The organism is Cecembia sp. (assembly GCF_007126775.1).
Taxonomy (GTDB): Bacteria; Bacteroidota; Bacteroidia; order Cytophagales; family Cyclobacteriaceae; genus Cecembia.
Window position 1 is genome coordinate 1 of record NZ_SLAP01000053.1, and the last position, 9,905, is coordinate 9,905.

Sequence of the window (9,905 nt, forward strand, 5' to 3'; positions counted from 1 at the left end):
AATTGGATAGCTATATTCAAAATACAATTCTACTTGCACTTGCCGAAAGCTTGCCATTCATAGGTGAGAAATAATTTTTAATGAATAAAAAAAACAGGCTGTCCTCTTTATTGAGACAGCCTGTTTTTTTCATTACAACCCAAATAACCTGGGCAGCCATAATGTCAAGCCCGGCCAAAGCGTCACCACAATCAATCCCAAAATCATGGCAAAAAAGAAGGGGATCAATGGTTTGACTGCCTTCTGAATGCTCATTTGCGCGACCTGCACCCCAAGGAAGAGCACCGAACCCACTGGAGGTGTACAAAGGCCTATACAGAGGTTTAAAATCATGATAATGCCAAAATGCACAGGGTCTACCCCCAAAGCAGTAACCACGGGCAAGAAAATCGGCGTAAAGATCAGGACTGCAGGGGTCATGTCCATAAAAATCCCTACGAAGAGCAGCATTAAGTTGATGATTATCAATATGACAAAAATATTGTCACTCAAGGAAAGCAGGGCTTCACTGATGGATTGGGGAATATCTTCACTGGACATCACCCATGACATACTCATAGAGGTTGCCACTAAAAGCAAAACAACCGCAGTGGTCTCAGATGATTTCAATAAAATGGCAGGCAAATCCTTAACCTTTAATTCTTTGTAGAAAAAGGATAAGGCTAAAGTATATACCACTGCTATGGCGGAAGCTTCTGTCGCGGTAAACACCCCGGCGACTATCCCACCAATCACAATGAAAAGTAACAGCAATGCCGGAAAAGCCCGGACAGATTTTTCAAACAATTCTTTAAAGGAGCTTACTTCTCCTTCAGGCAGGTTATGCTTTTTGATGAAAATAGCAGCGGTTAACATCAATACCAGACCAATAAAAATCCCGGGCAAATAGCCTGCTACAAAAAGGGCAGCAATTGAAACCCCACCTGAAGCCAAAGAATACACAATCAGGATGTTCGAAGGGGGAATGATCAGTCCAGTGGTAGATGATGTAATATTCACTGCAGCCCCCAATCCTTTGGGATAGCCTTCCTGTTCCATCCTTTTGCCTAAAATCCCTCCTATAGCAGATACCGCAGCTGCCGCAGAACCTGCAATGGCTCCAAACAACATGGCTGCTATCACATTGACATACAATAAGCCCCCAGGCAGTTTTCCTGTCATCGATTTGGCCAATTCAATCAGCCTATTTGCAATACCACCCCTATTCATGATTTCACCGGCCAAAACAAAGAATGGAATAGCCAACAAAGCAAAACTATCCAGCCCAGTACCCATTCTTTGTGCGATGGTGGTAGCGGAAGGAATGGCTGCCACAGAGACCAAGAGGGTCAAAAAACTGGCAATCCCTAAACTCCAGGCCACTGGGACACCTATTCCCATTAAAGTGATAAAAGATAAAACCAAAATAATAATGCTGATGTATTCCATAGCTTAATGGGCTTTGAGCAAAAGGGTCTGTGCTTTCAATTGGTAGATCTGATAATAGGCTACAAGTAAGCCACTGATGGGTATAATGCTGTAGACATAAGCAAGAGGCAACTGCAAGGTGGCTGATTTCTGTCCCAAAATGTATGTGATATAAACCAAGTTACTCCCTCCTAATACCATGACCAAAACAGCAAATAAGAGCACAAGACTATAAATCAAAATCATAAGTTTAGCCCTTGCTTTACCAAAGAGTTTTTGAGGTAAGATATCTATGGCCAAATGTTGGTCCTGACCTGCCACATAAGCTGCCCCAAGCATTCCTAGCCAGATCAACATATACCTTGCAAGCTCATCTGTAAAGGAACTCGGATTTTGAAAAACATATCGGGACACGACTTGCCAGGTCACATTGACGACCATTATACCCATTAAAACAATAAGGGATCCGGCCACTAATTTATCCAAATGGGATTTAAAAGATATTTTCATGTACTGCTGTTTAATTAAAGTCTATTTCTTATGGTGATTAAATTTTCAATCAATTCCAGGCTACTGTAATTTAAAACTGGTATGGCCTTTCGTTAGAGAAAACCTAGGTAAGGTTCAATTTCCAACCATTCTGATTTCTTCTACAATAGCATATAATTCAGGTTGGCTCATCCTGAAATTATCATACATATCCTCAACAGCCTGTCGAAATTCGGCCGGATCAGGATAACTTATACTTACTCCCGCTTTCTCCATTTCCAGTAGAGACATTTCTACTGAAGCTTCCCAAAGCTTATACTGGTATTCGGCAGACTCGTCAGCTGCCTCCTGAATCCACTGTTTTTCTTCTTCACCCAAACTGTCCCATACCTTGGTACTGATAATGACCACATCAGGAATAGCAGTATGTTCATTGATGGAATAAAATTTACAAACCTCATAATGCCTGGAGGTAAAAAGACTGGGAGGGTTGTTTTCAGCGGCATCTACTATCCCCTGCTGCAGCGCTGTATACAACTCTCCATAGGAAATCGGCGTAGGCGAACCTCCAAAACTCTTGATCATATTGGTAGCCATATTACTTTCCAAAACCCTTATTTTAAGACCTTTTAGGTCATCAGGAGATTCAATAGGCTTATTTTTGGAGTAAAAAGACCTTTTCCCAGCATCGTAGTAACATAAACCCCTTAACCAGAAATCCTCGCTTTCAAGAAGCAATTTTTGACCGATGGGTCCTTTCAAAACCTTATCCCTATGGGCATCATCTCTGAAAAGATAGGGCATCGACAATACCTGCATGGGGGGAGCAAAACTTTCCAAAGTGGCAGAAGATACCTTGGTCATACCCAAACTCCCAATTTGAAGCAATTCCACCAATTCCCTTTCCGTTCCCAACTGTTGATTGGGATAGACTTTTACAATTATCCTGCCTTGGGATTTTTCTTCTATTCTGTCGGCCATAAATACCATGGCTTCATGAACGGGGTGAGTGACGCCTAATCCATGGCCCATCTTGATGATTCTTACTCCGCCGGGACCAGTACAGGTACTGAAAAGCAGTACCATAAATAATCCAAAACCGAATCGATTGATTATTTTTTCTACCCGATACAAATAACCCTGATGCATCATTTTTTCAAATTTTGAATAATGGTCAAGGATTGTTCTATGTTGTTTTTCAAACCTTGGAAATCACCTTTCTCCAATGCTTTAACATCAAAAAGTTGGGATCCCATCCCTACACAATGTATCCCTGAATTAAACCATGACTTGAGATTAGCTTCATTGGGTTCCACCCCACCGGTAGCCATTAATTTGATATCCGGGATCACAGAAAGTACAGATTTTACAAATGCAGTCCCTAATAAATTTCCCGGAAAAATCTTAATCAATTTTGCCCCTTGTTTTTTGCCATAATAGACCTCTGTAACCGTGGCACAGCCTGGAATATAAAATACCCCCCTTGATTGACAGAATGTTGCCACCTCCCGAATCATGGCAGGAGAAATTATAAAATCAGCACCTGCATGCAAAAACTTCTGGGCATCTTCTGTTTCGAAAATAGTGCCTATTCCCAAAAATAAATCCGGATATTTTTCTGCATGCATGCGCAAGTTTTTGAATATTTTAAATGCATTGTCGTGCCGGTTGGTATATTCAAATACCCTGATGCCAGCCTCATAAGCAACATCCAAAACCTGTTTAGCCAAATCCTGGTCATGATGGGTAAATAATGGTACGAGTCCTCCTTGAACAAAGGCGTCCAATAATTTTTGTTGGTACATGGTATATTTTTTTAAAAGCTGATAATAAAGCCTGTTTTCAGTTCAACGTAAAAGCTTTCCTACATTTTTGTTGTGCATCAAATCCATTATTTCTTCCAATTTAACCAAATTGGCATCACCGGGTATGCTGTGTTTCAAAACCGTAGCGGCTGCAGCAAATTCCAATGCTTCTTTTTCTCCCATGTGCAACAAACCATAGATTAGTCCTGCAATGTATGCATCTCCTCCTCCTACCCTGTCCACAATATGCGTAACATCATAAGATTTTGACATTAAAACTTCTGATCCATTCCATAAGACTCCGTGGATTCTATTGTGTGAGGCAGATACATTCTCTCTTTTGGTCTTGGTAATGTATCTGATCTGTGGAAAGTATTTTTTGGATTCATAGCAGCACTCATTCCAATCATCAGATTGGATATCCAGACAGTTTTTAAAATCTGATTTTCCCGCCACTATCACATCAGTATAACGAATTAATTCAGGCATAACATCTAATGGGGATTTTCCATATTGCCAAAGATTTCTCCTGTAATTGATATCACCACTGACTGTAATATCATTATCCTTGGCGAATTTAAGCCCCTCCAACAAAAGATCTGCTGATTTTTGGGATATAGCAGGGGTAATTCCTGTCCAATGAAACCAGTCTGCATCTTCAAAAACATTTTCCCAATCAATCTCTTTCCCGTCAAACTGGGCAAAAGCAGAATCAAAGCGGTCATATATAATCCTGGAAGCACGCTGCATGGCTCCGTTTTCCAAAAAATAAAGGCCCATTCTACCTTCTTTCAAATATACATGTTCCGTATTCAATCCCATTTTCCTTAAATACGATTTGGCAGCCAATCCAAAATCATTATCAGGAAAAGCAGTAACATGGGACGCATGCATTCCCAATTGTGCCAAAGAAACCGCAACATTGGCTTCCGCCCCACCATATGTTAGATGGTAGGTGTCCGCCTGAAGAAATCGTTCCTGCCCTGGGGTAGTGAACCGCATCATTACTTCACCAATCGTGATAATTTTTTTGCTCATTTGATAAATTTTATCCAAACATGAAAATAAACACTTAAATTTTCATTTGTAGTATGTAATGACATACTTTATGCAAACGATTTCTGATAAAAATCAAAATATACAATACGCAAACTGATGAAAACCATTCAAATTCACGAAAAAGACAATGTTTTAGTGGCATTGACCAGCATTCAAAAAGGAGAAGTTATCAATCATCTCGGAAAAGAAATCACCATCAAGCAGGAAATTCCTCCCAAGCACAAATTTACATTGGATCCTCTTTCGGAAGGAGACCTGATTACCATGTATGGAGTCGTGGTGGGAAAAGCCAAAGTTAATTTAGCGTCAGGAACCTTAATAAGTACCAACAATGTGGGACATGAAACCAGTGGCTATGGAAATAAAAACAAATCCTACGATTGGAAGTCCCCTAATACAGAAAAATTCCTAAACAGTACATTTATGGGGTACCAAAGGCCTGACGGGCAGGTAGGAACAGCCAATTATTGGTTGGTCATTCCGATGGTATTCTGTGAAAACCGAAACGTGGAAGTCATCAGACAGGCCTTTGAAGAAGAATTGGGTTTTGGTAGGACCAACCCCTATAAAAATCTGGTAAGAGAGATGAAAAGCCTGTATCAAAAAGGTGATTTAAAGGCTATTTCAAAACTTCAGGGTATCTTTGAAGCAAATGATATAGGCCAAAAAACCTTTCCAAATATTGATGGTATTAAGTTTTTGACCCACCAAGGAGGTTGTGGTGGAACCAGGCAGGACGCTGAAAGTCTTTGCGCACTCCTTGCAGGATACATCCATAACCCCAATGTGGCAGGGGCTACGGTTCTAAGCTTGGGATGCCAAAATGCACAGTATCAAATCCTAGAAGAGAAATACAAAGCATTGAACCCCCATGTTTCAAAGCCTATTATTTTGCTAGAACAACAAAAAGAAGGAACAGAAGCACAGCTTCTATCCCAAGCCATAAAGAAAACCTTTCTGGCTTTGATTGAAGCCAATAAAATTGAACGAAAGTCAAGCCCTTTAGGTAAATTGACTATTGGTTTAGAGTGTGGCGGTTCGGATGGCTTTTCCGGGATTTCTGCCAATCCAGCTGTGGGACATGTTTCGGATCTGATTGTGGCTTTAGGTGGCAAAACAATCCTTTCAGAGTTCCCAGAGCTTTGCGGTGTGGAGCAGGAATTGATCAACCGCTGTGTAGAGGACCAGACTGCAGAAAAATTTGCCTATTTGATGCAATCCTACTCCAATGCAGCCCTATCGGTAGGATCAGGTTTTGATATGAATCCTTCACCTGGAAATATCAAAGATGGCCTGATCACAGATGCCATTAAATCTGCAGGAGCGGCAAAAAAAGGAGGCACATCCCCTATTACAGATGTTCTAGATTATACGGAGTACGCTTCAAGGCCTGGTTTGAATTTATTGTGCACGCCTGGAAATGACGTAGAGAGTACCACTGCCATGGCAGGTTCAGGTGCCAATATCATCTTGTTTACCACGGGGTTGGGAACACCCACAGGCAATCCTATTGCCCCTGTGATAAAAATTGCTTCCAATTCTGCCTTGGCCCAAAAAATGCCGGACATCATTGACCTCGATACAGGGGGAATAATTGCCGGTGAAAAAACAATAGAAGAAAGTGGAGAAGAAATTTTGGAATACATCATCAAAGTGGCCTCCGGTGAAATCAAAATCAAAGCAGATGTTTTGAGACAAAATGATTTTATTCCTTGGAAAAGAGGGGTATCCTTGTAAAGCGGAAGATTTTATCAGCTATGATGGATGGAAATTGAAAGTTATCATTATTGAAAGTGGATGAGGTTTCTCGAACTGATGGAGTGCCTATAAAAACACCATTTTACCAATTTTAGAAGACCGATAAATCCCTTCAATCAAGGCTAAAGATTTAATTCCTTCCTCTCCACTGACCAAAGGTGCTATATCATCTTGAATAGCGTTCAAAAAATCCTTATACTGTTCCAAATGCCATTGATGACCGATGGCCATAGGATCTGAGGCTCCTGAATTATTGCTCACAGACGGGTTAATTGCAATGGATGGTTTCCCTAGGATATCCCAAGCTTTGATTTTCCCGCCTTCTAAAATAATTGACCCTTTGCTTCCATAGATTTCCAAGCGCTCAGGATATCCTGGAAAGATAGCGGTGGAGGCGGTAATGGTACCCAGCGCACCATTCTTGAATTCTATAAAAGCAGCAGCAGAGTCCTCCGTTTCAATTTCATGATAAAGCGTATGGGTTTTTCCAAAAACAGATTGGACTGCTCCCAAACAATCCAATAACAGGTCAATGGTGTGAATGGCCTGATTGATCAAAGCGCCTCCACCATCTCCATTAAAAGTCCCTTTCCAAGGACTGCTCTTATAATAGTCCTCATCCCTAAACCAATTCACATAAGCATTTCCCATCAACAGTTTCCCAAGCTGACCTTCCTTTATGGCATTTTTCAGATGTAAATAGTCAGGATTGAACCTATTTTGAAAAATCACCCCCAACTTAACTCCTTTTTCCCTCGCTGCTTGAATAATTTGATCCGCTCTTTTAAGGTTAATTTCGATAGGTTTCTCTATTAAAACATGTTTACCAGCGGCTATGGATGTTAAAGCAGGTTCCAAATGATGGCCACTAGCTGTACAGATGGTAATCAAATCCAATCGGGGATGCTTTAAAAATGAATGGATATCTGAATGGGATTCAACCCCAAAAACTGATGCCGCTGCTTTGGCCCTTTCTTTTGTGGAACTGCATACCGCAAGCAATTCTGCACCTTCAAGTTCTTTTATTGCAGCAGCATGTTTGACTGCAATCGCACCTGTTCCTATGATCCCTACGCCAATTTTTTTATTCATCACAGCATCTTAACTATTTTTTCCCAGACGTCCGTATGTACAGGGACACCCAATTCTATATTTTGCTTGCGCAAATCCATCATCCTTTCCCCAGGATATCGAACGACTTGACCTTCAAAAACGGGAGACTGTTTCAAATCATCAATGATCCCATCCAATTTTTGATCTGCCCATTGGTCCATTCCCAGTTTCACAGGATCCAAGCACAGAAAAACCTGGGACAAAGCATATTCCTCCCCTCTTTTGCCGACCTCATGCGTGGACAGACCTCCGGATAAAAGGCTCGCCAACATATCCAAAAGCATGGACAATCCTGCTCCTTTCCAAAGTCCCACAGGCAAGGCCAGCTCTTTTTCTATGATTTCAGCCGGTGATTTACTCAATTTTCCTGTTGCCTCAAATCCTGCTTCAAAAGGCATCTCTTCTCCTCTCCTTAGATAGGTATTCATTTTTCCATAAGAAAATTGAGACATAGCCATATCCAATACCACATGTCCTTTTTCCCTTGGAATGGCAATCACCAGGGGATTGTTACCTAATTTGGGCTCACTTCCACCCCAAGCCGGCATATTGGGTTTGGTATTCGTGAAACAGATGCCTATACAACCTGCTTCTGCTGCTTGCAAACCATAATTACCTGCCCTCATCCAATGATTGGTACTTTCAAGGGCTACAAGTCCCAATCCTAATTTTTTAGACAATTCAATCGCACGCTCCATTGATTGAAAGGCATTGGAAGGTCCGGGACCTAAATGACCGTTCCACCTTTCAAAAACACCAAAGCTAAAAACCAATTCTGGATCAGCCGATGGTTTGACCAGTCCTTTTTTTATCATCTCTATAAAAACCGGAAACCTATCCAAACCATGAGAAGGTACTCCATCCAAACTAGATTGAATAAAAAGTTTTGAACAGAGTTCAGCTTTTCTTGGAGAAAAATGAAACTTTCCCAAAATTTCTAAGAGGGTGTCCTTAATGCGTTCAACCGGCACTCGGATTTCCATAGCTCTTTTTTGTTTGTTCCGTTTTCAAAGTGAAGAAAATTTTTGAAACATTTTTTTGAAAATTAAAGTGATATTCTCAAAGCCCTATACTTTCCACCACCAGCATTTTTGATTGGGCTGCCTTATATCGGATTTCTTTGGCCACCGTATAATCAGGAGAATTCCACCAATCCTTCGCAGTTTCTACATCAGGAAACTCCAAAATAACCAACCGTTCAGGATTCCAGTCCCCTTCCAAGGTTTCTGTTTTGGCTCCTCTTACCACAAATCTTCCCCTAAATTTTGTAATGGTAGCTAAAGTATGTTTCTTATATTCCTCATACAATTCAGGATCATGGATGCTCACTTCTACCAATACCAATGCTGCCATTTTTCTTTATATTTAATTTTAATGGATGGAATATCATCAAAAGAAAGAAAGATTTTATTGTAAGTCAAAAATACCTGTCAAAACTTAGCTGATAAGGAGGATGAAAAAACTGAATAAATGCACCATAATAAAACCCAAAAGACCCGTAAAAGTGCTTCAATTTGGAAGTGGCAACTTTTTAAGGGGTTTTGTGGACTGGATGATAGAATTGATGAATGAGCGCAGCAATTTTAACGGATCTGTTGTAATTGTTCAAAGCCATAGCCCATCCATTCCCAGGGCATTTTTGGAACAGGATAACTTGTACCACGTATGGATACAAGGATATGAAAAGGGGCAGATCGTTAATTCTCATCAGTTAGTAACCTGCATTGATAGGATTATTAATCCCAAATTGGATTATGGGGATTTCTTAACTCAGGCAGAAAACCCGGCTTTAGAGTTCATTATTTCCAATACTACCGAATCAGGAATTCATTTTGACTCCCTGGATATTCCTCAAGATGGTCAAGCCCCGGTTACCTTTCCGGGAATGCTGACCGCTTTCCTATATAGAAGATTCCTTTTTTTTGATGGCAACAAAGATAAAGGCCTTTCCATTATACCCTGTGAGCTGATTGAAAACAACGGGTTAAAATTAGAACTAGCAATTTTTGAATACATCAGATTATGGGATTATCCTGGGGAATTTAGGAACTGGATAGCACAATCTATAGATTTTCACAACAGCCTGGTGGACAGAATCGTACCTGGCTATCCAAAAAAGGGTATCGAAGAGTTACATCAACAATTGGGCTTCAGGGATGAATTGATTGTAGTGGCTGAACCCTTTCATTTTTGGGCAATAGAGGGTGCTGAAAAATTGGCGACTAGATTTCCAGCAACCGAAGCTGGACTCCAGGTACATTTTGTCAATGACCT

9 protein-coding genes and 1 pseudogene are annotated in these 9,905 nt (G+C 40.7%); 2 read left to right on the plus strand and 8 right to left on the minus strand.

Annotated features, from left to right (window positions below; all coding sequences use genetic code 11):
* Positions 1–132 precede the first annotated feature (132 nt).
* The 5 genes from QZT73_RS03795 to QZT73_RS03815 all read right to left on the minus strand — a co-directional run bounded on the left by QZT73_RS03795 (position 133) and on the right by QZT73_RS03815 (position 4,739).
* Entirely contained in the window at positions 133–1,428 is a 1,296-nt protein-coding gene (locus tag QZT73_RS03795) for a TRAP transporter large permease (RefSeq protein ID WP_291786699.1), read from the minus strand.
* 3 nt (positions 1,429–1,431) lie between these two features.
* Positions 1,432–1,917, minus strand: coding sequence for a TRAP transporter small permease (locus QZT73_RS03800; RefSeq protein WP_291781193.1), 486 nt, complete (start codon positions 1,915–1,917; stop codon positions 1,432–1,434).
* Positions 1,918–2,031: 114 nt separating this feature from the next.
* Positions 2,032–3,048 (minus strand): TRAP transporter substrate-binding protein, encoded by a 1,017-nt coding sequence (locus QZT73_RS03805; RefSeq protein ID WP_291781189.1) that lies wholly within the window; start codon positions 3,046–3,048, stop codon positions 2,032–2,034.
* Positions 3,045–3,701, minus strand: coding sequence for a bifunctional 4-hydroxy-2-oxoglutarate aldolase/2-dehydro-3-deoxy-phosphogluconate aldolase (locus QZT73_RS03810; protein ID WP_291786701.1), 657 nt, complete (start codon positions 3,699–3,701; stop codon positions 3,045–3,047). The genes QZT73_RS03805 and QZT73_RS03810 overlap by 4 nt, the downstream gene beginning before the upstream one ends.
* A 42-nt stretch (positions 3,702–3,743) precedes the next feature.
* Positions 3,744–4,739 (minus strand): sugar kinase, encoded by a 996-nt coding sequence (locus QZT73_RS03815; protein WP_291786704.1) that lies wholly within the window; start codon positions 4,737–4,739, stop codon positions 3,744–3,746.
* A 117-nt stretch (positions 4,740–4,856) separates the two neighbouring features.
* Between QZT73_RS03815 and QZT73_RS03820 the strand changes: the two genes are divergently transcribed.
* Positions 4,857–6,497: an altronate dehydratase family protein gene (locus QZT73_RS03820; protein WP_291786706.1), complete on the plus strand. Its 1,641-nt coding sequence runs from the start codon at positions 4,857–4,859 to the stop codon at positions 6,495–6,497.
* An 87-nt stretch (positions 6,498–6,584) separates the two neighbouring features.
* Here the strand turns inward: QZT73_RS03820 and QZT73_RS03825 are convergent, their stop codons facing one another.
* The 3 genes from QZT73_RS03825 to QZT73_RS03835 all read right to left on the minus strand — a co-directional run bounded on the left by QZT73_RS03825 (position 6,585) and on the right by QZT73_RS03835 (position 8,984).
* On the minus strand, positions 6,585–7,610 hold the full coding sequence (locus QZT73_RS03825; RefSeq protein WP_291786709.1) for a Gfo/Idh/MocA family oxidoreductase: 1,026 nt from the start codon (positions 7,608–7,610) through the stop codon (positions 6,585–6,587).
* Entirely contained in the window at positions 7,610–8,614 is a 1,005-nt protein-coding gene (gene yiaK / locus QZT73_RS03830; protein ID WP_291786710.1) for a 3-dehydro-L-gulonate 2-dehydrogenase, read from the minus strand. Before yiaK ends, QZT73_RS03825 begins: the two co-directional genes overlap by 1 nt.
* Before the next feature lie 76 nt (positions 8,615–8,690).
* Positions 8,691–8,984 (minus strand): DUF1330 domain-containing protein, encoded by a 294-nt coding sequence (locus QZT73_RS03835; RefSeq protein WP_291781169.1) that lies wholly within the window; start codon positions 8,982–8,984, stop codon positions 8,691–8,693.
* A 100-nt stretch (positions 8,985–9,084) separates the two neighbouring features.
* Between QZT73_RS03835 and QZT73_RS03840 the strand changes: the two are divergent.
* Positions 9,085–9,905 (plus strand): annotated as a pseudogene (locus QZT73_RS03840) (tagaturonate reductase); the annotation flags it as partial.